Raw genomic sequence first — 23,201 nt, 5'->3', positions numbered from 1 at the left:
CAAAGAGCAAGGGATCAGCGCAGGACGGTCAGTCCGTTCTTGATCACCGTGGCGCCGCGTTCCTTCACGCGGGCCTCGAAGGAGATGTTCCTGCCGTCCTTCCAGAGGTCGACGGTGATGGTGTCGCCGGGGAAGACCGGGGCGGAGAACCGCGCCTGGTGGCTGAGGATCTGGTCGGGGTCGAAGCCGGTGATGGCCTGCAGTACGGCGCGGCAGGTGATGCCATAGGTGCACAGCCCGTGCAGGATCGGCCGCGGGAAGCCCGCCCGCTTGGCCACGTCCGGATCGGAATGCAGCGGGTTGCGGTCGCCGTTCAGGCGGTAGAGCAGGGCCTGGTCCTCGCGGGTGGTGAAGTCCACCGACAGGTCGGGCGCCCGCGCCGGCACGGCGTGCGGCTCGGGGGCGCCTTCCGAGGGACCGCCGAAGCCGCCGTCGCCGCGGGCGAAGGTGGAGCCGGTCAGGGTGGCGACCTTCTCGCCCTTGTCGTCGGTCCAGACGGTCTCGTTGATGATCACCGCCCCCTTGCCCTCGCCCTTGTCATAGGCGCCGACCGTGCGGCCGGTGGCGGTGTAGGTCCCGCTGGCGGTGAGCGGCTTGTGCAGCTCCACCTTCTGCTCGCCATGCACGACCATCAGGAAATTGATCTGGCTGGGACGATGGCCGGCGGGCATTTCCGGGGCGGGGCCCGCGGCGCCGCGCAGGCCCGAGGCCAGCACCGTGGCCGCGGTCGGGACGACCTTGAGGTTCTTCTCGTAGACGAAGCCCAGTTCCGTCTCGTTCATGGGATCCTGGCCCAGGCCGACGCCGAGCGCGTACAGCATCACGTCCTTGTCGCCATAGGTGAAGGTGCGCGGGGCCGTCTTCTGGTCGAGAATGTCAGGGTAAAAAATCGCCATGAAAATATATCCTCCGGTATGTCGCCTTGTCGGCGTTTTGATATGCGGCGGATTGAAGCCGTTACGCCCAGCCTAGGCAAGCAGCACGCGAGCCCATTTGCCGCCTCGGCACGCATCGGGTAGAAGCGGCGACCTTGTCGGATAGGGCCTGCGACGGCCCGCCGGCGTTCCAACTTCAATCGCCCAGGATCATCTCAGCAATGGCGACCACCCAAACCGGCTCGGGCCAGATTTCCGGCAATGTGCTGTTCTACAACAAGCCGGAGCCGCTTTCCGTCGACCTGCACAAGGCTCTCGGCGTCAAGCGCATGGATGGGCCCTTCAACTTCGCCCGCGAAGGCCACGCCATCCCGCTGACCGTCACCGAGTTCAGCCTGGCCTGCGTCACCGGCCCGATCATCTTTGTCGGCGACGAGAAGATCCCGCTGCAGGTCATGGGCCTGAACCCGGGGAACAACATGTTCCTGCAGGCGAACGGCCTGTTCGAGCCGGGCATCTACGTGCCGGCCTACATCCGCCGCTACCCGTTCGTGTTCGCCAATGATGCAAACGCCGGGCAGATGATCCTGTGCATCGACCGCTCGGCCGAGTTCATCGTCGAGGGCGGCGACATGGCCTTCTTCGACGCAGAGGGTAAGCCCAGCGAATACACCCAGGGCTGCATCCAGTTCTGCAACGATTACGAGGTCGAGCGTCAGCGCACCCAGGGCTTCGTCCAGATCCTCAAGGACCTCGACCTGTTCGAGCTGAAGACCTCGACCTTCGTCCCGACCAATGCCGACGGCACGACCGGCGAGCCGCAGAAGATCGCCGAGTACTTCGGCGTCTCCGAAACCAAGCTCGGCGCCCTGCCGGTCGAGAAATACATCGAGCTGCGCGACAACGGCGCCCTGGCCCAGATCTACTGCCACCTGTCGTCGCTGGTGGGCTGGGACCGCCTGATCGCCCTGGCCACGTCGCGCCAGAACAGCGAGCCCCAGGCCGCCAACGCCTAGGGGTGTCGCCGCTGTCCCTCCTCCTTGTGGGGAGGGACCGGTCGCGCAGCGACCAGGGTGGGGAAGTCCGGCCGCCTCAGCGAGGCTTCAGAAAGCCCCACCCTCGACCGCTCCGCGGTCTGCCCTCCCCACAAGGAGGAGGGATGCGCGTCAGCGCGCGAAGACGCTCCGGGTCAGGCACGAGAAGACCAGGCGGCCGGCCTCGTCCAGCAGGTCGTGCTGGGCGATGACGATGCCCTTGCCCTCGCCGACCGGGTCCTTGCCCATCACCGTCATGCGCCCGCGCAGCACCTCGCCGGCGGGCGGGTTGCGCGCCCAGCGCAGGGCGTCGACGCCCAGCCGCTTGGTCTGCGGCCACTCCATGGCCGAGGCCGCGTCCAGCCGGCACCACATCGCATAGACCATGGCGTCGGGCGCGCCGCGCTCGGGCGGCCAGCCCGGGGCGAAGGCGGCGATGAAGGCGTCCAGCGCCGCGGCGTCCACCGGGACCTCCCCCAGGGACACCACCTGACCCATCTCGATGTCGTCGAAGGACGCGGGCATGGCCTGACACTCCAGAAACGCTGATTCGCCGATGATGGCGGGTGGACGCGACAAGTCGAGTGTGGCCGCGCAACACTTGGCTCCAAGCATAGGCCGCCCCATCCTGATGTTTAAGATTGGGAGCCCGATGCGCAATTTCCTGGAAACCGGGCGGCTGACCCTGCGGCCGTTCCAGGCGGGAGACCTGGACGCCTTGGTGGGCCTCGACAGCGATCCGGCGGTCATGGCCTTCCTGACCGGCGGCAAGGCCACCCCGCGCGAGGTCTATGAGGAGCGCCTGCCGGGGATGATGGCTGGTCGTGGCCGCCTGGACTGCTGGATCTGGGCGGCGATCGAGAAGGCGAGCGGCGACTTCGTCGGCTGGTTCTCACTCCGGCCCGACCCGGCGCGCGGGCCCGACGAGGCCGAGCTAGGCTACCGGCTGCGGCGCGCGGTCTGGGGCAGGGGCTACGCCACCGAGGGCGCGGCCCTGATGGTCGAGAAAGCCTTCACCGACTTCGGCCTGGAACGGGTTTTCGCGCTGACCATGAGCGTCAACCTCGCCTCGCGGCGCGTGATGGACAAGGTCGGCCTGACCTATCTGCGCACCTTCTTCGACGACTGGCCCGAGGTGATCGCGGGCGCCGAGCACGGGGATGTGGAATACGCCCTGACCCGCGCGGACTGGCGCCGGCGGGAGATCGCACAGCGGACCGGACGCTAAGCTTCTGGACGAGATCGCCATCTTCGCTGCGCCGGAGGCGTGCTAGGACCGCAGCATGGCGAGCGGCTGGATGATCGGGGTGATGGTGGAGCTGGCCGGCGAGCCCGCGCCCCTGCGCCATTTCTTCGCGGTCGGCCACGAAGACCGCAACAAGGCCGAATGGACCGCCATCGACCGCGCCATGCTGATCGGCGGCGTGGCGGGCAGTCCGGTCGGCGGCCTGGAGCCTGTCCACGTCGTCAGCGAACTCTCCGCCAACACGGTGCGGTCCCTGGCGCTCAAGCCCGGCGAGGTCCGCCCCCTCGGCTGGAAATGGCCCCGGCGCTGGATCACCCTGTAGTCGGCGCCCAACAGATGCTCCCCTCCTGGGGGAGCTGTCACCGCAGGTGACTGAGGGGGGCTTTGACTCTTGTTTGTGGGCTGCAACCCCCTCCGTCTCGTCGCCGATAGAGGCGACGCGCCACCGTGATGAGCGCCGGCTCGCGCTTGCGAGCCGGATGCGATCGACAGTCCCGGGCCTGTTCCGGGATTTGTCGATCGCCGCGAAGAACGCCCTTCGCCTCGCGAAGGGCGGGGCCCCTAACCGCGCTGCGCGCTGGGGGAGGATCTGTGGACTGCGCATCTGCGTCCGCGACCCCGGCGTAGCTTTGCGGATGGCTCCGCGCGGGCCATATAGCCAGCGCAGCTTGTCGGGATGAGTGGATGATCCGTTTCTTCGGCCAGATGGTGGCGGCGTTCGCCGTGCTGGCGGCCTTCTCGGCCATGGCCCAGCCGGTGGACACCGGCCACCTGGTCGCCGAGCTGGTGGCCCGCGACGCGACGGTGACGCCGGGCGCGACCACCTATGTCGCCGTGCGCCAGAAGATCGACAAAGGCTGGCACACCTACTGGCGCAATTCCGGCGACAGCGGCGAGGCGACCAAAATCGTCTGGACCCTGCCCACGGGCTGGACCGCCGGGGACATCGTCTGGCCGACCCCGCAGCGCCAGCCCACCGGCCCGCTGATGAACTACGGCTATCACGACGAGGTGCTGCTGCCCGTGCCGATCACGGTCCCGGCTAGCGCCAGGCCGGGCGAGACCGTGACGATCAGGGCCGCCGTGGCCTTCCTGGTCTGCGCCGACATCTGCGTGCCCGAGGACGCGGCGCTCACCTTGACCCTGCCGGTCGCCGACGGTTTGGCCCAGCCCGACCCCAAGTGGGGCGCGGCGGTCGCCAGGACCCTGGCCCAGGCGCCGACCCCCGCCGGCTTCACCGCAGCCTTCGCCAGGCAAGGCGCTGGCCTCGCCCTGGCGATCACCGGGGACGCCCTGAAGGACGCCGACGTCGCCGACGCCTATTTCTTCCCCTTCGACTCCACCGTTATCGACCACGCCAAGCCCCAGGCCATCGAGCGCGGACCGCAGGGCCTGACGCTGAGCCTCACCCCCGGCTACGCCTTCCAGGAGGGCGCGGGCCCCAAGGCGATGGCCGGCGTGCTGAGCCTGGGCGGCCAGGCTTATGAGATTTCCGCCGAGGCCGGCGCCTTGCCGCCCGGCGCCTCGGGCCTCGGCCCGCCGGCCAAATTGGAGGGCGCGGCGCTCGGCCTGCCCCTGGCCGCGGCCTTCGCCTTCCTGGGGGGGCTGATCCTCAACCTGATGCCCTGCGTCTTCCCGATCCTGGCCATGAAGGCCGCCTCCCTGGCCGGCCACGCCCACGACCGCCGCGCCGCCCAGGCCCAGGGCCTGGCCTTCCTCGCCGGCGTCCTGGCCACCTTCCTGGCCCTGGCCGGCGTCCTGATCGCGGCGCGCGCGGGCGGGGCCGCCGTGGGCTGGGGCTTCCAGCTCCAGTCGCCGCCGGTGGTGGCGGGCCTGGCCCTGCTGATGCTGGCCGTGGCGCTGAATCTCTCGGGGGTGTTCGAGGTCGGGACCTCGCTGCAGGGCGCGGGCTCCGGCCTCGCCGGCCGCCAAGGGCTCGCCGGCGCCTTCTTCACCGGGACCCTGGCCGTGGTCGTCGCCGCCCCCTGCACCGCGCCCTTCATGGCCCCGGCGCTCGGCTGGGCCCTGACCCAGAGCGCGCCTGCCGCCCTCGCCATCTTCCTGGCCCTGGGCCTCGGCTTCGCCGCGCCCTTCGCGCTGGCGGCCTTCGCGCCCGGCCTGCTTTCGCGCCTACCCAAGCCCGGCCCGTGGATGGGCGGCTTCAAGACGCTGATGGCCTTCCCGATGTACGGGACCGCGGCCTGGCTGGTCTGGGTGCTGACCGTCCAGGCGGGCGACACCGCCCTCGCGCGGATCTTCGTCGCCGCCGTGGTCCTGGCCCTGGCCGCCTGGCTGCTGGGCGTGGCCCAGCGCCGGCGCGCGGAGGGCGGCAAGCCCTTCGCCCTGGCCGGGATCGGCGCCGTGCTCGCCATCGCCGCGGCCCTGGCCGCCGTCTGGCCGAACTACGGGGCGCGCGAGACGGTGACCGCCGACGCGCCGTCCGCCGGCGGTAAGGCCTCCGTGCCCTACCAGGCCTACAGCCCTGAAGCGCTCGCCGCGGCGCGGGCCGCCGGCAAGCCCGTGTTCGTCAACTTCACCGCCGCCTGGTGCGTGACCTGCCAGGTCAACGAGAAGGTCGCCTTCGAGACCCAGGGCGTGGCCGACGCCTTCAAGGCGACCGGCGCGGTCTATCTGAAGGCCGACTGGACCCTGAAGGACGCCGTCATCGCCGCCGAGCTGGCCAAACACGGTCGGGCCGGGGTGCCGCTGTACCTCGTATATGGCGCCAAGGGCGGGGACGGCGTTATCCTGCCGCAGATCCTGACCGAGGGTCTGGTTGTCCGCGCCTTGAAGGACGCCCAGGACCGCTGACCCCTTAGATCCTCCCTCAGCGCGCAGCGCGATTTGGGGGAGGGGGACCGCGCAGCGGTGGAGGGGGTTGAAGCCCACAAACAAGATTCAAAGTCCCCCTCAGTCACCGGAGTTCATCCTCGGGCCGACCTCTGGTCGGACCCGGGGCTGACAGCTCCCCCAGAGGGGGAGCATCTGGGGCGGCGTGTCGCCTTAGACCTGCCCCTCCGGCGGCGAGGTGATGACCTCGACATTGTCGTTGAGCAGGTAGCCCATGTCCTGGACCGCCCGCAGCCGGTCCTTGTCGGACGCCGCGGCCTCCAACGCCTTGAGTTTCAGCGGCAGGTCCTCGGCGATCCCCTTCAGGATGCACTTCAGATCGCCGTCCGTGCCCCGCTTGGCGAGCGTCAGGTGGCCTTGCATGTCCAGGGCGGCCAGCTCGGCGATCCCGCGCTTGAACTCCGGGGTCACCGGGCCGGCCTTGAACGCCTCGACGGCGGCCTTCAGCGACCCGGCGCGCGCCACGATGTCGGCGAACAGCGGCTCCTGCGCGACGGCCGGCGGAGGCGGCGGGGGCAGGGGGCTGGATCCGCCCGCGAGCCACAGGACGGCGACGGCGGCGATAGCGGCGCAGGACATCACGGCATCTCCGGCAGAAAGGCGAAAGACAGGGCCCGGGGCTTTTGCTACGCCCGCAGGGTAAACGCGTTGCTACCGATGCAAGAGGGCCGAACTTAGCCGCATGCTCAAAGCCGCCTGGTCCCGTCTGGAAGCCGCCGCCCAGTCCGCCCGCGATCGCTGTATCGACAGCCTGTTCGCCGCCGAGCCCGATCGGGTCGCGGCGATGTCGGTTGAGGCCGCCGGACTCTATCTCGACCTCGCCAAGCAGCCCTGGTCGCGGGCCGAGCGCGAGGTCGCCCTCGACCTCGCCCGGGCCGGCGGGATCGAGGCGGCGCGCGATCGCCACTTCGCCGGCGCCGTGGTCAACGCCTCGGAAGGCCGCGCGGCCCTGCACATGGCCTTGCGGGCGCCAAAGGGCTCGGACTTCGAGGCCGACGGCGAGCCGGTCTCGGCGGGGGTCGACGCCGTCCGCGCCGCCATGCGCGCCTTCGCCGACGCCGTGGGGTCCGGCGCCAAGCGCGGCGCCACCGGCAAGGCCTTCAAGTCCATCGTCCATATCGGCATCGGCGGCTCCGACTTCGGGCCCCGGCTGGTCTGGGACGCCCTGCGCCCCGTGACGCCCGGCATCGAACTTCGCTTCGTGGCCAATGTGGACCCGGCCGACATGGCGCTGGCGCTGGCGGGTCTCGACCCGGCGCAGACCCTGGTGGTGGTGGTCTCCAAGACCTTCACCACGCTGGAGACCCTCACCAACGCGCAGATCGCCCGGGCCTGGCTGCGGGCGGCCCTGGGCCAGGCCGGCGACGGTCACCTGATCGCCGTCTCCGCCGCGCCTGGGGAGACCGCCGCCTTCGGCGTGCCCGACGACCAGGTGTTCGGCTTCGGCGACTGGGTCGGCGGGCGCTATTCGGTCTGGTCCTCGGTCGGGCTCTCCTGCGCCATCGCGCTCGGCTGGGACGCCTTCCAGGGGCTGCTCGACGGCGCCCACGCCATGGACCGCCATTTCCAGACCGCGCCGCTCGAGGCCAACGCCCCGGTGCTGCTGGCCCTGGCCCACATCTTCAACCGCAACGGCCTCGGCCGCCCCGTCCGCGCCGTCGTGCCCTACGCCCAGCGTCTGCATCTGCTGCCCACCTTCCTGCAGCAGCTCGAGATGGAATCGAACGGCAAGCAGACCACGGCGAACGGCGCCCCGGTGGCGCGGGCCACGTCGACCACGGTGTTCGGCGACGCCGGCACAAACGTGCAGCACGCCTTCTTCCAGATGATGCACCAGGGGACCGACATCATCCCCATCGACATCCTGGCGGTGCGCCAGGCCTCCGAGGGCGAGACGGTCTCCCAGGCCAAGTTGCTGGCCAACGCCGTCGCCCAGGCCGAGGCCCTGATGGTCGGCAAGTCCGAATCTTCCGTCCGCGCCGAGCTCGCCGCCAAGGGCATGGCGACGGCCGATATCGACGAACTGGCGCCGCAGAAGACCTTTCACGGGAACCGGCCCTCCAGCTTCATCCTGCTGGACGCCCTGACCCCGCAAAGCCTGGGCGCCCTGCTGGCGCTCTACGAGCACAAGACCTTCGTCGAGGGCGTGCTGTGGGAGATCAACTCCTTCGACCAGTGGGGCGTGGAGCTGGGCAAGACCCTGGCCGTCGCTGTCCTCAAAGAGCTGGAAGGCGGGGCGCCGGGGGCGCACGATCCGTCCACCGCCGACCTCATCGCCCGTCTGAAATCCTGAGCCAGGAGCGCCTCATGCAAGACCTCAAGGGAAAGACCGCCTTCATCACCGGCGGCGCCAGCGGCCTGGGGCTGGCCATGGCCTACGCCCTCGGCGAGGCGGGCATGAACATCATGCTGGCCGACATCGAGGAGGCGCCGCTGAAGGCCGCCGTCGCCGACCTGCAGGAATGCCAGATCCGCGCCGCCAGCGTGATCTGCGACGTCGCCGACCGCAAGGCGATGGAGGCCGCCGCGGCCAGGACCATCGAGACATTCGGCAAGGTCCACCTGGTGGCCAACAACGCCGGCGTGGGCGTCGGCGGGCCGGTGGGCGAGATCAAGCCCGCCGACTGGGACTGGATCGTCGCGGTCAACCTGATGGGCGTGGTCTATGGCATGGAGACCTTCCTGCCCCTGGTCCGCAGCCATGGGGAGGGCGGCTGCTTCGTCAACACCGCCTCCATGGCCGGCCTGATCTCCGGGCCCGGCATGGAGCCCTACAGCGCCACCAAGTACGCCGTCGTCGCCCTGTCGGAAGGCTGGCTGCGCCAGCTCGCGCCCGAGAACATCCACGTCGCCGTCCTCTGCCCGGGCTTCGTGAAAACCCGCATCAACCAGTCCGGCCGCGCCCGCCAGGCCCAGTATGGCGGTCCCACGGTCAGCGAAGTCACGTCCAATTCCTTCGTCGACAGCGGCATCGATCCGGAGCGCGTCGGCAAGCGGGTGCTGGAGTCGGTGCTTGCCAACGATCCCTACATCTTCACCCACCCCGACATGCGCGGCCTCGTGCAGATGCGGTTCGCCGCGATCATGGCCGGCTTCGACGCCGCCGACGCCAGCCCGGCGCTGGAAGGCATGGACTATGTGACCCCGTCGCTGATGGATTCGGAGTCGTGACCGTCCTCGTCACCGGCGGGACCAAGGGCATCGGCCTGGCGATCGCCAAGCGCCTGGCCGTCGTCCATGGCAGGGTCACCCTGGCCTATCACAGCGACGAGGCCGCCGCGGAGGCCGCCCGCGCCGAGATCGCCGCCACCGGCTCGGCGGTCAATCTCGTGAAAGGCGACGTGGGGACCATCGAGGGTTCGGCCGACCTGATCGCCCAGGTCGAACGCCAGGGCCACGGGCTCAGCCACATCGTCCATTCCGCCGCGATGATCTATCCCACCACCCTGCTGGGCGCCGACCTTGTCCGGTTCCGCCAGGCGGTGGAGACCAACGGCTTGTCGCTGCTCTACCTGGTCCACGCCGCCCAGCACCTGCTGGGCCGCGGATCCTCGGTGGTGTTCATCACCAGCATGGGCGCCCGGATCCCCTCGACCAACTACGGCGCGCTGGGGGTCGGCAAGGCGCTCGCCGAGGCCATTGTCCGCTACCTGGTGGCCGAGCTGGCGCCGCGCGGCGTGCGGATCAACGGCGTCGCGCCGGGCCTGGTCCACACCACCTCCGTCGCCGCCATGGTCGGGAGCGAGGAGGCCGCCCAGTCGGTGGTCGATCGCGCCGCCCGGTCCAACCCCTCCGGCCGCGCCAGCCGCGACAGCGACTACGCCTCGCTGGTGGAGTACCTGCTCTCGCCCGAGGCCGAGTTCATCCAGGGCCAGGTCATCGCCGCCACCGGCGGGGTCGGGGTTATCGGCTGAATCGAACACCATCGAATTGATACCGAAAGGCTGTCGATTCACCTGTTGCATTTAACGATCTCGTTAATTAACGTGTCCGTTAAATGGAAACACACGATCACCTCAGCACCACCTTCGCGGCCCTGGCCGATCCCACCCGCCGGGCCATCCTCGCGCGGCTGAGCGCGGGGGAGCGTTCGGTCTCCGACCTGGCCCAGCCCTTCGCCATCAGCCTGCCGGCGATCTCGCGCCACCTGAAGGTCCTGGAGCATGCGGGCCTGATCGAGCGTTCCCGGGAGGCCCAGTGGCGGCCCTGCCGCCTGAAGGCCGGCCCCATGAAGGAGGCCAACGCCTGGCTCGAACGCTACCGCCGGTTCTGGGAGGACAGCTTCGACCAGATGGGCGCCTACATCGCCGAATTGAAAGCCAGTGAGACCCAAGATGAATCAGATGAATAGCGCCGCGCTGATCCAGGACGACGAGCTCCTTATCGAGCGGACCTTCGACGCCAGCCCCGAGCTGGTCTACCGAGTCTGGACCAAGCCCGAGCACCTGATGCGCTGGTGGGGACCCAAGACCTTCACGACGCTCGCCTACGAGCAGGATTTCCGGCCGGGCGGCGCCTATCGGTCCTGCATCCGCGCGCCGGACGGCAAGGAGACCTGGATGGCCGGGGTCTATCGTGAGATCGCGCCGGCCGAACGCATCGTGATGACCTTCCGCTGGGAGGACGGCGCCTGGGGCGTGGACAACCTGGTGACCGTGACCTTCGCGCCCGCGCCCGGCGGCCGCACGAATTTCAGTTTCCACCAGGCGCCGTTCGCCAGCCTCGAGGCCCGCGACAGCCACGTCGGAGGCTGGAGCGGCCTGCTCGACAAGCTCGCCGACTATCTGAAGGTCGCCCAATGAAGAAGACCTATCACGGGAGCTGCCACTGCCAGGCCGTGGCCTTCGAGGTCGACCTCGACCTGGCGGCGGGCACCAGCAAGTGCGACTGCTCGTTCTGCACCAAGAACCGGATCTGGAAGGCCTTCGCCCAGGCCAAGGACGTGCGCGTGCTGCACGGCCAGGACCAGCTCACCGACTACCAGTGGAACGCCAGGCGCCTGCATCTCTACTTCTGCAGCCATTGCGGCGCCCGGCCCTATGTCACCGGCGACCTGGAAGCCCTCGGCGGCGCCTTCTACGCCATCAACCTCGCCTGCCTGGATGACCTGTCCCCGCGGGAATGGGTCGCCGCCCCGGTCTTCGTCACGGACGGCCGCCACGACGACTTCGAGCACGAGGCCGAGGTGACGGGACACCTCTGAGCCGCCCTACAGCCGGCGCGTGAACGCGAATTTTTCTGCTTGAACACGCGTGTCCACAGTGTTCTCGTCCAGGTTGATCCCTGACCTTAGGGATCTGGCGGGGGGTGAGCGATGCCCAAGACCATCAAGGTTCTCTGTGTCCATGGCCTGGGCGACCACCGCACGTCGCCCTGGCGGGAGGTCTGGGAAGCGGCGTTGAGGGCCTCGTTCAAGGAAGAGGTGAGGCTGGAATTCCAGTTTGTCGCCTATGACCCCATTTTCGAACAGACCAAGATCAGCTTCGCGGACACGGCGAAGGCCCTCTGGAAGCTGGCGCGCAGCGGTGTGTCCCAGGCCGGCCGCCGCCAGCGAGGCCTGGTCTCGGATGTGTCGGAAAAGGTTCGTTGGACCGCCGGCTACGTTGTCGCCTGGGTTGAGGACAAGGAGTTCCAGCGTCAGACCCGCGAACTTGTGCTCGACCAGGTGGTGGCCTTCTCGCCCGACGTCATCCTGGCCCACAGCCTGGGCTCGCTGGTCACCTACAACGCCTTCTCCCACGAGGCCGCGCGCCAACCCGACGCGGCGAGGATTCTCGGCAAGGCGCACTACGTCACCTTCGGCTCGCAGATCGGCAACCCGTTCGTGGTCGGCAACCTGACCGAGGGCCGGGTCGAGGCCCTGGCTGTTCGTCATTGGCATCATCTCTACAACGAGCACGACGATGTCTTCACCGCGCCGCTGAAGCTGCCGGGCGTTCCGAACTTCAGCCAGTTGCTGACGCCGTTCGACCTCAAGGGCGCGGGCGACCACGCCGCGGAGTCCTATCTGGGCCACAACGTCACGGTCGGCTCACTTTGGCGGCCCCTCGCCGACGAGGCGGTCGGCGCCAAGGCCTTCGGCGTCACGGCGAACCCCTGGCGCCGGCCCGCGAGGCCCGCGGCAGCCAAGAGCCGTCGCCGCGCCCTGTTGGTCGGGATCAACGAGTATCCGCGCGAGGGCGACCGCCTGGCCGGCTGCGTCAACGACGTCTTCACGATGAGCGCCGTGCTCCAGGAATGCGGTTTCGGGCCCGAGGAGATCCGCACCTGCCTGGACGACCGGGCTACGGCGTCGGGCATATTGGAGCGGCTGGAATGGCTGCTCGACGACGCCCAGCCCGGCGACGAACGCGTCTTCTACTTCAGCGGTCACGGCGCCCGAATTCCGGAGTATGGCGACGACTTCGAACCCGACCGGCAGGCCGAGACCCTGGTGCCCTGGGATTTCAATTGGTCGGCGGAGACCTCAATCACCGACGAACAGATCTACGCGCTCTATAGCCAACTGCCCTACAAGCTGAAGCTGGTCCTGATCTTCGACTGCTGCCACTCGGGCGGCATTCATCGCCAGGGCGGCCCGAAGGCGCGGGGCCTCTCGCCGCCCGACGACGTCCGGCACCGGGAACTGAAATGGGACTCCAAGACCCAGATGTGGGTCGAGCGCGATTTCAAACGCCTGAACCCCGATTTTTCGCCCGACGACAAGGCGACCGCCCGCTTCTTCGGCCAGAACGGTTCGACGATGAGGCTCGGCCGGGCCGCCATGTTGCGCCAGAGCTCCTCCGGGGACTATGCGCGTGAGAAGCGGAAGCGGCCGGACAAGATCGTCGGTCCCTACCTGCCCCTGATCATCGAGGCCTGCGGCGAGGACCAGCTGTCCTACGAGTATCGCCACGGCGCCACCAGCTACGGCGCCTTCACCTTCTGCCTGGCCAGCATCCTGCGCGAACGCAAGTCCATCTCGTTCAAGGCCCTGGTGGCCGCCGCGGCCGATCGCCTGGAGGAGCTCCAGTACAAGCAGGTTCCTCAGGTCCTGGGGCCGAGCCTGGTGGTGAACGCCAAGGTGCCGTGGAAGACCGGTTCCGCCGCGAACAAACCGAGCGCGCGCGCCAAGCCCGGCGCCCTGACCCCGCGGCTGTCCGGCTAGCCGCCCCGGACTCGCCACGTTCACACTTTCCCGCTATAGCGGCGGCGTCATGACGCGCGTTTCGCACCACCACGGCCACCACCATCCGACCTCGCTTCGCGGGATCGGCCGGGATCGCATGGCCTAAGCGACCCTCGCCCGAGCCCCCGCAGATTGCGGATGGGGCTCGCTGACGCCGCTCCATCCGTCGAACCTTTCGCCTGAAGGACTAGACGATGGACCCCTCCGTTTTCTCCCGCGCCTTGCCGCGCCGCGCGCCAGCCTTTAGGCGGACGGCATGACCGACGCACCCCGCCCCGAAGCCCGCGCGCCGCGCGGCTTCAACGACCGCCGCGCCCGCGACCTCGCCGCCGAACGCCAGATCCTGGAGAAGGTGTCGGCGGTCTATGAGCGCTATGGCTTCGAGGCCTTCGACACCGGGGCCTTCGAATATGCCGACGCGCTGGGCAAGTTCCTGCCCGACGCCGACCGTCCCAATGAGGGCGTCTTCGCCCTGCAGGACGACGACGAGCAGTGGATGGCCCTGCGCTACGACCTGACCGCGCCGCTCGCCCGGTTCGTGGCCCAGACCTGGGAGACCCTGCCTAAGCCGTTCCGCCGATACGCCTTCGGCACAGTCTGGCGCAACGAGAAGCCCGGCCCCGGCCGCTTCCGCGAATTCACCCAGTGCGACGCCGACACCGTGGGCTCAGCCCGCCCGGAGGCCGACGCCGAGATCATCGCCATGGTGGTCGAGGGGCTGGAGGCCGCGGGCCTGCCGGCCGGTTCGTCGGTGGTGAAGATCAACAACCGCAAACTGCTGAACGGCCTGCTGGCCACCGCGGGCGTCGCCGACGAGGGTCAGAAGCTGGCCGTACTGCGCGCCGTCGACAAGCTGGACCGGTTGGGTCCGGAGGGCGTGCGCCTGCTGCTGGGCGAGGGCCGCAAGGACGAGTCCGGCGCCTTCACCAAGGGCGCGGGCCTGAACACCGCCGGCGCCGAGGCGGTGCTGGCCTTCGTCGCCGCCGGGGCCGGGGGCCGGGTCGAGACCCTGGACCAGATCGCGGGCATCATCGGCGGCTCGGCGGAGGGCGACGCCGGCCTGGCGGAGCTGTCGGCCATTCATCAGGCGCTGACCAGCCTGGGCGTCGGCCCCGACCGGGCGGTGTTCGATCCCTCGATCGTGCGCGGCCTGGAATACTACACCGGCGCGGTCTTCGAGGCCGAGCTGCTGCTGGAGACCAAGGACGACAAGGGCGCGCCCATGCGCTTCGGCTCGATCGGCGGCGGCGGGCGCTATGATGACCTGGTGGCCCGCTTCACCGGCCAGCAGGTCCCGGCCACGGGCTTCTCGTTCGGGGTCTCGCGCCTGGCCTCGGCCCTGCGCGCGGCGGGTCGCGAAGTGGCGGCGCAGGCGCGGGGACCGGTGGTGGTCATCGCCTTCAGCCAGGACGACATGGCCGAGTACTTCAAGGCCGCCGGCGAGCTGCGCGCCGCCGGGATCGCCGCCGAGGTCTATCTCGGAACCTCGGGGATGCGGCCGCAGATGAAATACGCCGACCGACGGATGTCGCCGGCCGCCGTCATCCTGGGCGGCGACGAGATCGCCGCGGGCAAGGTGACGATCAAGGACCTGGACCTCGGGCGCGAGCTCGCCTCCGGGGTCACCGACAACGCCGAGTGGCGCGAGCAGCGCCCCGGCCAGCAGGTGGTCGACCGCGCCGACCTGGTGGCCACGGTGCGCAGGATCCTGGAGGCCGCGAAATGAGGGCCGAACCCGCCGTTCCCGCCGCCAGCCTCGCGGCCATCCGCGCGCCCTTCGAGGCCCTGGGCGCCGAGAGCGTCGACGCCCCGATCCTGCAGCCGCTGGGCCTGCTGCTCGACCTGGCCGGCGAGGCCATGCGTGCGCGGCTGTTCGTGGTCCAGGCCACGGGCGGGGAGGAGACCTGCCTGCGGCCCGACTTCACCGTGCCTGTAGTGCGCCAGCACCTGGACAGCGGCCGCGACGCCGGACGCTATTATTACGAGGGCAAGGCCTTCCGTGCCGCCCTGGGCGCTGACCAGCCCGATGAATTCCGCCAGATCGGCCTGGAGCGGTTCGACGCCGCCGACGGCGACACGATCGACGCCGACGCCGAGATCGCCGCCCTGGCCTGGGCCAGCGCCGTGGCCGGCGGGCGGACCGATCTGACCCTGCACCTGGGCGACATCGCCCTGTTCGCCGCCTTCGTGGAGACGCTGGGCCTGGCGCCGCCCCTGGCCGTCCGGCTGAAACGGGTCGCCGCCCGGCCGCGCCTGCTGGCCGCCGAGTTGACGCGGGCCGGAGCCGAGCCCGCCCATGACGACAGCGGACGGCTGGCCGACCTGCTGGCCGGGCTTTCGGAAGCCGACGGCGCCAGCCTGCTGGAGGAGGTCTGGTCGCTGGCCGGGGTCGAGCCGGTGGGCGGACGTGGCGCCGCGGAGATCGCCCAGCGACTGATCCGCCGCACCGAGGCCGCGCGCGCGCCGTCCCTGACGCCGGACCAGGCCCTGGCCGTCCGCCGGTTCCTGGCCGTCGACGACGCGCCGCAGGCCGCCTTCGCCGCGGTGCGGGCCATCGCGGGCGCGGCGCCGGCGCTGGACACGGCCCTGGACGGCTGGCGTCGGCGGCTGGAGCTGCTGGCCGCCGCGGGCGTCCCGGCCGACCGCATGCGGTTCGCCACGGCGCTCGGCCACGCCTTCGACTATTACGACGGCCTGACCTTCGAGGTCCGCTCGGGCGCGCTGGCGTCCGATCGCGCGGTGGCGGTGGGCGGACGTTATGACGGCCTGCCCGCGCGGCTGGGCGGAACGGCCGCGGCGCGGGCCGTGGGCTGCATGGTCCGGCCCTGGCGGGCCTGGGCGGGAGGCGAGGCATGAGCGACCCGTTGATCGTCGCCGTGCCCTCCAAGGGCCGGCTCAAGGAACAGGTCGAGGCCTGGCTGTCCGACTGCGGACTGTCGCTCTCCGTCACCGGCGGGTCTCGCGGCTACATGGCCGAGCTGAAGGGCGTTCCCGGCGTCCAGGTGCGCCTGCTCTCGGCCGGCGACATCGCCGAGGCCCTGGACGCGGGCGAGGTCCATCTGGGGATCACCGGCGAGGACCTGCTGCGCGAGCGCGGCGGCGACGTCGACGCCCGGGTCCTGCTGCTCCGGCCCTTAGGCTTCGGCCGCGCCGACCTGGTCGTGGCCGTGCCCCGGAGCTGGCTGGACGTGGAGACCATGGCCGACCTGGAGGAGGTGGGCCACGATCTGGTGGCGCGCACCGGACGGCGGATGCGGGTGGCCACCAAGTACCTGGTCCAGACGCGGACCTTCTTCGCCCGCCACGGGGTGGCCGACTACCGGATCACCGAGTCCGGTGGCGCGACGGAAGGGGCGCCGGCCGCCGGCTCGGCCGAGCTGGTGGTCGACATCACCACCACCGGCGCGACCCTGGTGGCCAATGGGCTGAAGGTGCTGTCCGACGGGGTGATCCTGAAGAGCCAGGCCCACCTGACCGCCTCGCTGCGCGCCGACTGGGGCGAGGGCCGGTTGGCCGTGGCCGAACGGCTGCTGCGGACCATCGAGGCCCGCGCCACCGCCCACCAGAGCGCCATCTTGACCTGGCCGGCCGATCCGCGCGACGCGAGTGTCGTGGACGGACTGGTGGCCCAAGGCGCCACCCGGCGGCCGAATGGGCTTTTGACACCGGTGGACAAGATCGCCGAGGCCTCCATCGCCCTGGCGGCGGCGGGAATCGGGCCGGTCACCGCCTCCAGCCCGGACTTTGTGTACGACACAGGTTGTGTCGCCTATGAATTGCTACGCTCGCGGGTGTAGATTTGACGGCAGCGTCAAAACGACTCCCGTCGCGCAAGAGAAACGCGGCGATCATGGAGTCTTGATCAAGATTTACCCTGTACGCCAATCTCGGCGCATTGACTCGGGTCAGAAATTGCCGTTTTCTCAGTCCTGCGAGAGACATGGCGGCGCAAGTCTTCCAGTCTCCGGCGTTTCGGGGAGGAAACGCCCGCTCAATAAGAGCGACTGCTCAAAATATGGCCCGTTGCGATTATCCCCCGCAACGGGCCAAATTTTTGGGCGACACCAATTTTGACGTATGAGTCAAAAATGCGTGCTCCCGGCCACGCCCCCCGAGCCGAACCTGAGGCCGACCCAGGCGTTCAGCATGTCGCTGGCTTTACACACGGCGGAAGCGCTAGGAGATGGCGGGGCCGACGCGCTCCCCGGGACGAAACGGAGAGCACGAGCCATGGCCAAGACCCCGAACTATCAATTCGAGAAGAAAGAGCGCGAGCGCGCCAAGGCCAACAAGGCCGCCGACCGCGCCGACGCCAAGCGCGAACAGCGCGAGCGCGCCAGGGCCGAGGCGGCCGGCCAGGGCGGCGACCCGGCGGCCACCGAACCGACCGAGGACTGAGCCCTACCCATGCAAGACGGCGTCGTATTCAACCATGAGACCGTGTCCCTGGATGGCGAGAGCTTTTCCAGCTGTGAGTTCCGCGACTGCCGCCTGGTCTATGCCGGCGGCGCGGTCCCCACCTTCAAGAACTGCCGCTTCGAGGGCTGCGAGTGGAAGATGGAGGAGGCCGCGAGCCGGACCCTGGCTCACCTTAAGGCCATGTGGAACGTCGGCGAGAAGGGTCCCGTCCAGGCCCTGATCAAGGAAGTCACCGTCGCGCGCTGACACGCTGGGGGCGTGGCCTATCCGCGTTCGACCCATTGCCGACGTAATGGTTTGAGCTAGGCTGCCGTCATGTCGCTCGCCTCGGAAGTTCGTATTCGCCGCGCCACGCCAAGCGATGCGCTCCCCCTTCGGGAGATTCTCCACGACACCTACGGGAATACATGGCTGCCTCAGTTGACGCCTGTAGCGGCGCAGGCGTTTCGCGATGAAGATCGGCCTGCAACTTATGTCGCAGAGCGCGGCCTCGAATTTTGGGTGGCTGAATACAGCGGCCAAGTTGTCGGTTTCGTCGATTGGGACGCAGACTTCGTGAACGCCCTACACGTGCGCTCCGAGAACGCGCGAATGGGTGTCGGCAGCCGGTTGATCGATAGGGCGGAGGCGGAGATCGCGAAGGCAGGTTTCTCCACCGCGCGATTGGAGACTGACACGTTCAACACCCGCTCCCGGGCCTTCTATGCCGCACGCGGATATCGCGAAGCCGATCGATATCCTGACACCGAATGGAAAAGCGGGCTCACGACGCTCCTGCTGGTGAAGTCGCTGCGCTAGCGGCCGTGTCCTTCCCCATCCATAGCGGCCATCGGCAGGCCCTAGATCCACACGCCGGTCGCCCCTCTCCCCAAGCACATCACCCTCACGCCGCCGGATATCGCACGGCGATGAGGCCTTCCGTCCGTGCCCGGACCTCCGGCGAGGCCAGGCAGGTGGCGACGGCCTCGTAGCCAGGCGCGCCGGGATAGGGCGCGACGCGGGTCGGCGGGGCGTGGTTGGCCGGGCAGAGCAGGATCGCCTCGTCGGGCCCCACGGCGGCCAGGTCCAGGACCGCGCAGGACCGGGTCATCAGGAACAGCGGCCGCGCCCCCGCGCCCCGGCGGCGCAGGTGGGCGACCAGGGCTTCCTGGGTGGGCTCGTCCAGCCCCTGTTCGACCATGTCGACCACCAGGACGGCCGGGGCCTCGGCCTCCAGCGCCGCGAGCAGGACGAGCAGGGCGTCGGACTCCACGGCCCCATCCTCGGCGAGCCAGGCCAGGGCCTGGTCGACCCGGCCCCGGAGCGCCGGGTCGGCCTCGAGCCGCGCCCGCGCCGCCACGCCGCCGTCCGCCGCCCGGTCCAGGGGGAGGAAGCCCGCGTCCGGCAGGGTCTCGGCCAGGCGCATCGCCAGGCGGGTCTTGCCGCTGCCCAGGGAGCCGATGATGTAGGTGATCGGCCCGATGTCCCGCAGTTCGAACCGTTCCCCGCCCCAGGGCCAGGGCAGGTCGAAGGCGACGCTGAGCTCGGGCTCAAGCAACCGCGCCAGTTCGCCCTCGGCCGGCGCCTTGCCGCGCGCCAGGTCGGCTCGCAGGCCGGCCACCCTCTGGACCGTGTCGGCGAGCTGGCGGACCCGGCCTTCCAGGCTCGCCTGGTGCGCGGCCAGCGCCGGCGCCAGGCCCTGGGGATCGCCGCCCAGCACCCGGGCGGTCTGGGCCAGGCTGAGGCCCAGCGCGCGCAGGGCCGCGATCTCGCCGGCGCGGGCCATCTCGTCGGGACCATAGGCCCGCCATCCGGCGGCGGTGCGGACCGGGGCGACCAGGCCGCGCTGCTCGTAGAGCCGCAGGGCCTTGGCGGAGACGCCGAGCCGCCGGGCGGCTTCGGACGGGTTCAGGTATTGGGAGCTCACGAATCACCTCGTTGACCGTTGACCCTTGTCCTTATCGGGGCGGTCCCAGGGGCCGGGTCAACAGGGTGGTTGACCAAGCGTGGCCGTGAAACGCAGACTTCCGCCGCGTCCCCCACCGCGAACCCCGGAATCAATCACGTGCCCCTCCAGCCGAAGACCCGCGGCCCGGTCGTGGTCGCCTTGCTCGTCCTCGCCGCCTCGAGCCCGGCCTGGGCTGCGCCCCCGCGGCGGGCGGTCGTCCTGACGCAGGACGTGACGCGGTTCTACGAGGTCTATGACGCCGCCGGGGGCCAGCCGAGCGCCGGACAGCTCGACCGCGACTATCTTGGCCAGGGCTCCGAGGGCCTGCGCCACTTCGCCCAGGTGCGGAACGTCACCGGCGCACGGATCGCCGACACCCTGGGCAGGCGCCCCGAGATCTATGTCGCCGCCCGGCGCTGCCTGACGGTCCTGCCGGCGGTGAAGCGGCGGCTAACCACGGCGTTCGGCAAGCTGGCCCGGCTCTATCCGGAGGCCACGCTCTCGCCGGTGACCATCGTGGTCGGCCGCGGGCGGCCCATCGGCGTCGCGGACTCGTCGGGCGTCGCCATGGGCCTGGAAGCTCTCTGCGCGGCGGACTTCATGCACCCGGACCTGGAGGACCGCTTCGTCCACACCATCGCCCACGAGTACGGCCACATCCAGCAGGCGCAGGCGTTGAAGGACCTGGAGCCCGGCGACGCGGGCGCCACGGTGCTGCGCATGTCGCTGATGGAGGGGGCGGCGGAGTTCGTCGGCGAGCTGATCTCGGGCGCGCCCGGCAACCACCAGCACAGGGCCTGGACCAAGGGGCGGGAAGCGCAGATCGAGGCCGCCTTCGTCGCCGACCAGGACAAGACCGACCTTTCGGCCTGGCTCAACAATGGCCCGGGCACGGCCGAGAAACCCGGCGACCTGGGCTATTGGGTCGGCCACCGGATCGTGAAGGCCTATTACGACCGCGCGCCCGACAAGCGACAGGCGTTGGCCGACATCTTCGAGATGGCCGACCCCAAGGCCTTCCTAACCGCCAGCGGATGGCGCCCAGCCTCCTAGGGCTCTGGCGGCGACCGAGGCCGCCGCCCCGTTCGCTACCAGATCCGGACGCGGTCGGCCGGGGCCACGTACATGCCGTCGCCGGGCTTGACGCCGAAGGCCTCGTAGAAGGCGTCGATGTTCTTCACCGGAACCTGCACCCGGTACTTGGGCGGCGAGTGCGGATCGGAGACCAGTTGCTGGCGCATGCGGTCGTCGCGATACTTGCCCCGCCAGACCTGGGCCCAGCCCAGGAAGACCCGCTGGTCGCCGGTCAGGCCGTCGATCACCGGGGCCGGCTGGCCCTTCAGCGAGATGTGGTAGGCGTCCAGCGCCAGCAGCAGCCCGCCCAGGTCGGCGATGTTCTCGCCCATGGTCAGGTCGCCGTTGATGTTGGCGCCGGGCAGGACCTCGACGGCGGCGTACTGTTTGCCGAACTTCTTGGCCTGGGCGTCGAACTTGGCGGCGTCCTCGGCGGTCCACCAGTCGGTGAGCTTGCCGTCGCCGTCGGACTTGCGGCCCTGGTCGTCGAAGCCGTGGGTGATCTCGTGGCCGATCACCCCGCCGATGCCGCCATAGTTGATCGCCGGATCACCCTGGGGGTCGAAGAACGGCGGCTGCAGGATGGCGGCCGGGAAGACGATCTCGTTCTTGGTGGGCTGGTAGTAGGCGTTGATGGTCGGCGGGGTCATGCCCCACTCGTCGTCGTCCACCGGCCCGCCCAGGCGTGCGGCGCGGTAATCCCACTCGAAGGCGCTGGCCCGCTGGATGTTGCCGTAGAGGTCGCCGTCCTTGATCGACAGGCCGGAATAGTCGCGCCACTTGTCGGGATAGGCGATCTTAACGCGGAACTTGGAGAGCTTCTCCAGGGCCTTGGCCTTGGTGGCCGGACCCATCCAGTCGAGCTTCTCGATCCGCGCGCCCATCGCGGTGCGGATGTCGCCGACCAGGGCCTCCATCTTGGCCTTGTTCTCGGCGGGGAAGTAGGCGGCCACATAGACCTTGCCCAGGGCTTCGCCGAGGTTGCTGTCGACGCCGGTGACGCCGCGCTTCCAGCGGGGCTGCTGCACCGGCTGGCCCGACAGGGTCTTGTTGCGGAACTCGTAATTGGCCTGGTTGAAGTCCTTGGCCAGGTAGGGCGCGGCCTGGTCGGCCAGGTTGAAGGCCGACCACGCCTTCAGGGTGTCGAGCGAGGCCCCGGCGTAGATGGCGGCGATCTTCGGGAAGGCGGTGTTCTCCGAGACGATGACCCGCTCGGCCTTCGAGAGGTTTGCGCCGTCCAGGAACCGCTTCCAGGCGAAGCCCGGGGCGTAGGCCTGCAGCTTGGCCACCTCGAAGGGATTGTAGGTCCTGTCGTCGTCGCGGCGCTCGGCCCGGGTCCAGGAGACCTTGGCGATCTCGGTCTCCAGGGCGACGATGGCCGCGGCGTTCTCCGCCGGCTTCTCCCAGCCCGCCAGGGTCAGGAGCTTGGCGACATAGGCTTCATAGGCCGTCTTCTGGGTCTTGAACTTGTCGTCCAGATAGTAGTCCCGGTCGGGCAGGCCCAGGCCCCCCTGCAGCAGGTAGACCGTGTACTTCTCCGGGTCCTTGGCGTCGTCATGCACATAGGAGCCGAAGAACGAGCCGCCGAATTTGCGCATGGTGGCGCCCATCAGCCCGGCCATCTCGTCGCGGGACTTGATCGCGGCGATCGCGGCCAGGTCGGCGGCCATCGGCTTGGCGCCCAAGGCGTCGACGGCCGCCTCGTCCATGAAGCTGCGGTAGAAGGCGCCGACCTTGGCCTCGTCGCCGGTCGCCGCGGTGTTGGCCGAGGCCTTCTCGACCACCGCGCGCATGCGGTTCTGCGACAGTTCGTTCAACGCGTCGAAGGCGCCGTAGCGCGAGCGGTCGGCGGGGATCTCCAGCCGGGTCAGGTAGCCGCCGTTGGCGTAGTCGAAGAAGTCCTTCGAGGGCGCGACGCTCATGTCGCGGCCGGCGGCGTCGAAGCCCCAGGGCCCCATCCGCGGGGCCTGGGAGAGGTCGGGCGCATTGGCCGCCAGGGCCGGCGCGGACGCACAGATCAGGGCCGCGGCCGACGCCGCGCCCAACCAGAGGGTCTTCATGGAATTGTGAGCCTTCATAAGGTCTTGGGTTGGCGCGACCGTGGACCGGTCGCGCCCCCGTAGGCACGTTACATTTTGTTTAGGCGGAAGCCGTGGCCGACAGCGCCGCGATCGCTTCGGCGCGGATGGCCTTGTAGTCGAGCTTGCCGTTCGGGGCCCGGACCACGGGGGCCAGGACCAGTTCGCGCGGCGCCTTGTAGTCGGCCAGCAGGCCCTTCACGTGGGCCGCGAGATCGCCCAGCGACGGGGCCTTGTCGCCCGTGAAGTCGACCACCGCGCAGATGCGCTCGCCGAACCGCGGATCGGGCACGCCCACCACCGCGGCGTCGCGGACGCCCAGGAACCGCTTCAAGGCCTCCTCGACTTCTTCCGGGAAGACCTTCTCGCCGCCGGTGTTGATCACCTGGGAGCCGCGGCCCAGCAGGGTGATGGAGCCGTCGGCCTCCACGGTCGCCCAGTCGCCGGGCACGCTCCAGCGGGTCCCCTCGAAGGTGCGGAAGGTCTTGGCCGACTTCTCCTCGTCCTTGTAGTAGCCGACCGGGGTGTGG

At 69.8% G+C, this 23,201-nt stretch carries 23 protein-coding genes and 1 pseudogene; 18 read left to right on the top strand and 6 right to left on the bottom strand.

The annotated features are described in order from the left end of the window. Positions 1–14: 14 nt before the first annotated feature. Positions 15–896 (bottom strand): MaoC/PaaZ C-terminal domain-containing protein, encoded by an 882-nt coding sequence (locus tag Q8Q77_RS14965; RefSeq protein WP_305584422.1) that lies wholly within the window; start codon positions 894–896, stop codon positions 15–17. A gap of 200 nt (positions 897–1,096) precedes the next feature. Here Q8Q77_RS14965 and Q8Q77_RS14960 point away from each other — a divergent pair, with 200 nt between their 5' ends. Then, positions 1,097–1,891: a SapC family protein gene (locus tag Q8Q77_RS14960; protein WP_305584421.1), complete on the top strand. Its 795-nt coding sequence runs from the start codon at positions 1,097–1,099 to the stop codon at positions 1,889–1,891. Between the two features lie 150 nt (positions 1,892–2,041). Here the strand turns inward: Q8Q77_RS14960 and Q8Q77_RS14955 are convergent, their stop codons facing one another. After that, on the bottom strand, positions 2,042–2,434 hold the full coding sequence (locus tag Q8Q77_RS14955; protein ID WP_305584420.1) for an acyl dehydratase: 393 nt from the start codon (positions 2,432–2,434) through the stop codon (positions 2,042–2,044). Between the two features lie 127 nt (positions 2,435–2,561). Here Q8Q77_RS14955 and Q8Q77_RS14950 point away from each other — a divergent pair, with 127 nt between their 5' ends. The 3 genes from Q8Q77_RS14950 (at position 2,562) to Q8Q77_RS14940 (ending at position 5,966) form a co-directional block, all read left to right on the top strand. Continuing rightward, positions 2,562–3,137, top strand: coding sequence for a GNAT family N-acetyltransferase (locus Q8Q77_RS14950; RefSeq protein ID WP_305584419.1), 576 nt, complete (start codon positions 2,562–2,564; stop codon positions 3,135–3,137). Positions 3,138–3,192: 55 nt separating this feature from the next. Beyond that, positions 3,193–3,477, top strand: coding sequence for a hypothetical protein (locus tag Q8Q77_RS14945; protein ID WP_305584418.1), 285 nt, complete (start codon positions 3,193–3,195; stop codon positions 3,475–3,477). A 362-nt stretch (positions 3,478–3,839) separates the two neighbouring features. After that, a complete protein-coding gene (locus Q8Q77_RS14940; RefSeq protein ID WP_305584417.1) occupies positions 3,840–5,966 on the top strand; it encodes a protein-disulfide reductase DsbD in 2,127 nt (708 codons plus the stop codon). Between the two features lie 192 nt (positions 5,967–6,158). Here the strand turns inward: Q8Q77_RS14940 and Q8Q77_RS14935 are convergent, their stop codons facing one another. Next, positions 6,159–6,584 (bottom strand): hypothetical protein, encoded by a 426-nt coding sequence (locus Q8Q77_RS14935; protein ID WP_305584416.1) that lies wholly within the window; start codon positions 6,582–6,584, stop codon positions 6,159–6,161. 103 nt (positions 6,585–6,687) lie between these two features. On the opposite strand from Q8Q77_RS14935, the gene pgi reads away from it, so the two are divergent. The 13 genes from pgi (at position 6,688) to Q8Q77_RS14870 (ending at position 18,390) form a co-directional block, all read left to right on the top strand. Beyond that, on the top strand, positions 6,688–8,298 hold the full coding sequence (pgi, locus tag Q8Q77_RS14930) for a glucose-6-phosphate isomerase (protein ID WP_305584415.1): 1,611 nt from the start codon (positions 6,688–6,690) through the stop codon (positions 8,296–8,298). Between the two features lie 14 nt (positions 8,299–8,312). Beyond that, positions 8,313–9,176 (top strand): SDR family NAD(P)-dependent oxidoreductase, encoded by an 864-nt coding sequence (locus Q8Q77_RS14925; RefSeq protein ID WP_305584414.1) that lies wholly within the window; start codon positions 8,313–8,315, stop codon positions 9,174–9,176. Next, the gene (locus Q8Q77_RS14920) at positions 9,173–9,919 is read left to right on the top strand and encodes an SDR family oxidoreductase (protein WP_305584413.1); all 747 of its coding nucleotides are present in this window, start codon (positions 9,173–9,175) and stop codon (positions 9,917–9,919) included. Before Q8Q77_RS14925 ends, Q8Q77_RS14920 begins: the two co-directional genes overlap by 4 nt. An 83-nt stretch (positions 9,920–10,002) precedes the next feature. Continuing rightward, on the top strand, positions 10,003–10,356 hold the full coding sequence (locus tag Q8Q77_RS14915) for a helix-turn-helix transcriptional regulator (protein WP_305584412.1): 354 nt from the start codon (positions 10,003–10,005) through the stop codon (positions 10,354–10,356). Next, on the top strand, positions 10,340–10,807 hold the full coding sequence (locus Q8Q77_RS14910) for an SRPBCC domain-containing protein (protein ID WP_305584411.1): 468 nt from the start codon (positions 10,340–10,342) through the stop codon (positions 10,805–10,807). Before Q8Q77_RS14915 ends, Q8Q77_RS14910 begins: the two co-directional genes overlap by 17 nt. Further along, the gene (locus Q8Q77_RS14905; protein WP_305584410.1) at positions 10,804–11,208 is read left to right on the top strand and encodes a GFA family protein; all 405 of its coding nucleotides are present in this window, start codon (positions 10,804–10,806) and stop codon (positions 11,206–11,208) included. The genes Q8Q77_RS14910 and Q8Q77_RS14905 overlap by 4 nt, the downstream gene beginning before the upstream one ends. 111 nt (positions 11,209–11,319) lie before the next feature. After that, positions 11,320–13,152 (top strand): caspase family protein, encoded by a 1,833-nt coding sequence (locus tag Q8Q77_RS14900; RefSeq protein ID WP_305584409.1) that lies wholly within the window; start codon positions 11,320–11,322, stop codon positions 13,150–13,152. A 277-nt stretch (positions 13,153–13,429) separates the two neighbouring features. Next, positions 13,430–14,899 carry a histidine--tRNA ligase gene (gene hisS, locus Q8Q77_RS14895; protein WP_305584408.1) on the top strand — a complete coding sequence of 490 codons (1,470 nt, stop codon included), beginning with the start codon at positions 13,430–13,432 and terminating at the stop codon, positions 14,897–14,899. Then, a complete protein-coding gene (locus tag Q8Q77_RS14890) occupies positions 14,896–16,029 on the top strand; it encodes an ATP phosphoribosyltransferase regulatory subunit (protein WP_305584407.1) in 1,134 nt (377 codons plus the stop codon). The genes hisS and Q8Q77_RS14890 overlap by 4 nt, the downstream gene beginning before the upstream one ends. Then, the gene (gene hisG, locus Q8Q77_RS14885) at positions 16,026–16,970 is read left to right on the top strand and encodes an ATP phosphoribosyltransferase (RefSeq protein WP_305584406.1); all 945 of its coding nucleotides are present in this window, start codon (positions 16,026–16,028) and stop codon (positions 16,968–16,970) included. The genes Q8Q77_RS14890 and hisG overlap by 4 nt, the downstream gene beginning before the upstream one ends. Before the next feature lie 433 nt (positions 16,971–17,403). Beyond that, on the top strand, positions 17,404–17,571 hold the full coding sequence (locus Q8Q77_RS14880) for a hypothetical protein (protein ID WP_305584405.1): 168 nt from the start codon (positions 17,404–17,406) through the stop codon (positions 17,569–17,571). A gap of 9 nt (positions 17,572–17,580) precedes the next feature. Continuing rightward, the gene (locus Q8Q77_RS14875; protein ID WP_305584404.1) at positions 17,581–17,838 is read left to right on the top strand and encodes a hypothetical protein; all 258 of its coding nucleotides are present in this window, start codon (positions 17,581–17,583) and stop codon (positions 17,836–17,838) included. A gap of 69 nt (positions 17,839–17,907) precedes the next feature. Further along, on the top strand, positions 17,908–18,390 hold the full coding sequence (locus Q8Q77_RS14870) for a GNAT family N-acetyltransferase (protein WP_305584403.1): 483 nt from the start codon (positions 17,908–17,910) through the stop codon (positions 18,388–18,390). Between the two features lie 85 nt (positions 18,391–18,475). Here Q8Q77_RS14870 and Q8Q77_RS14865 read toward each other — a convergent pair whose 3' ends face one another. Continuing rightward, positions 18,476–19,498 (bottom strand): MerR family transcriptional regulator, encoded by a 1,023-nt coding sequence (locus tag Q8Q77_RS14865; protein WP_305584401.1) that lies wholly within the window; start codon positions 19,496–19,498, stop codon positions 18,476–18,478. Between the two features lie 138 nt (positions 19,499–19,636). Between Q8Q77_RS14865 and Q8Q77_RS14860 the strand changes: the two genes are divergently transcribed. Then, the gene (locus tag Q8Q77_RS14860) at positions 19,637–20,572 is read left to right on the top strand and encodes a DUF2268 domain-containing putative Zn-dependent protease (RefSeq protein WP_305584400.1); all 936 of its coding nucleotides are present in this window, start codon (positions 19,637–19,639) and stop codon (positions 20,570–20,572) included. A gap of 35 nt (positions 20,573–20,607) precedes the next feature. On the opposite strand, the gene Q8Q77_RS14855 is transcribed toward Q8Q77_RS14860, so the two are convergent. Both Q8Q77_RS14855 and Q8Q77_RS14850 read right to left on the bottom strand, forming a co-directional pair. After that, on the bottom strand, positions 20,608–22,653 hold the full coding sequence (locus Q8Q77_RS14855; protein WP_305584399.1) for a M13 family metallopeptidase: 2,046 nt from the start codon (positions 22,651–22,653) through the stop codon (positions 20,608–20,610). Positions 22,654–22,732: 79 nt separating this feature from the next. Continuing rightward, positions 22,733–23,201, bottom strand: a pseudogene (locus Q8Q77_RS14850) (acyl-CoA synthetase); the annotation flags it as partial.

The organism is Phenylobacterium sp. (genome assembly GCF_030698145.1).
In the GTDB taxonomy this organism is placed as follows: Bacteria; Pseudomonadota; Alphaproteobacteria; order Caulobacterales; family Caulobacteraceae; genus Phenylobacterium.
Note: the sequence above shows the minus strand (reverse complement) of the source record. Positions and strands in the feature narration are given on the sequence as shown.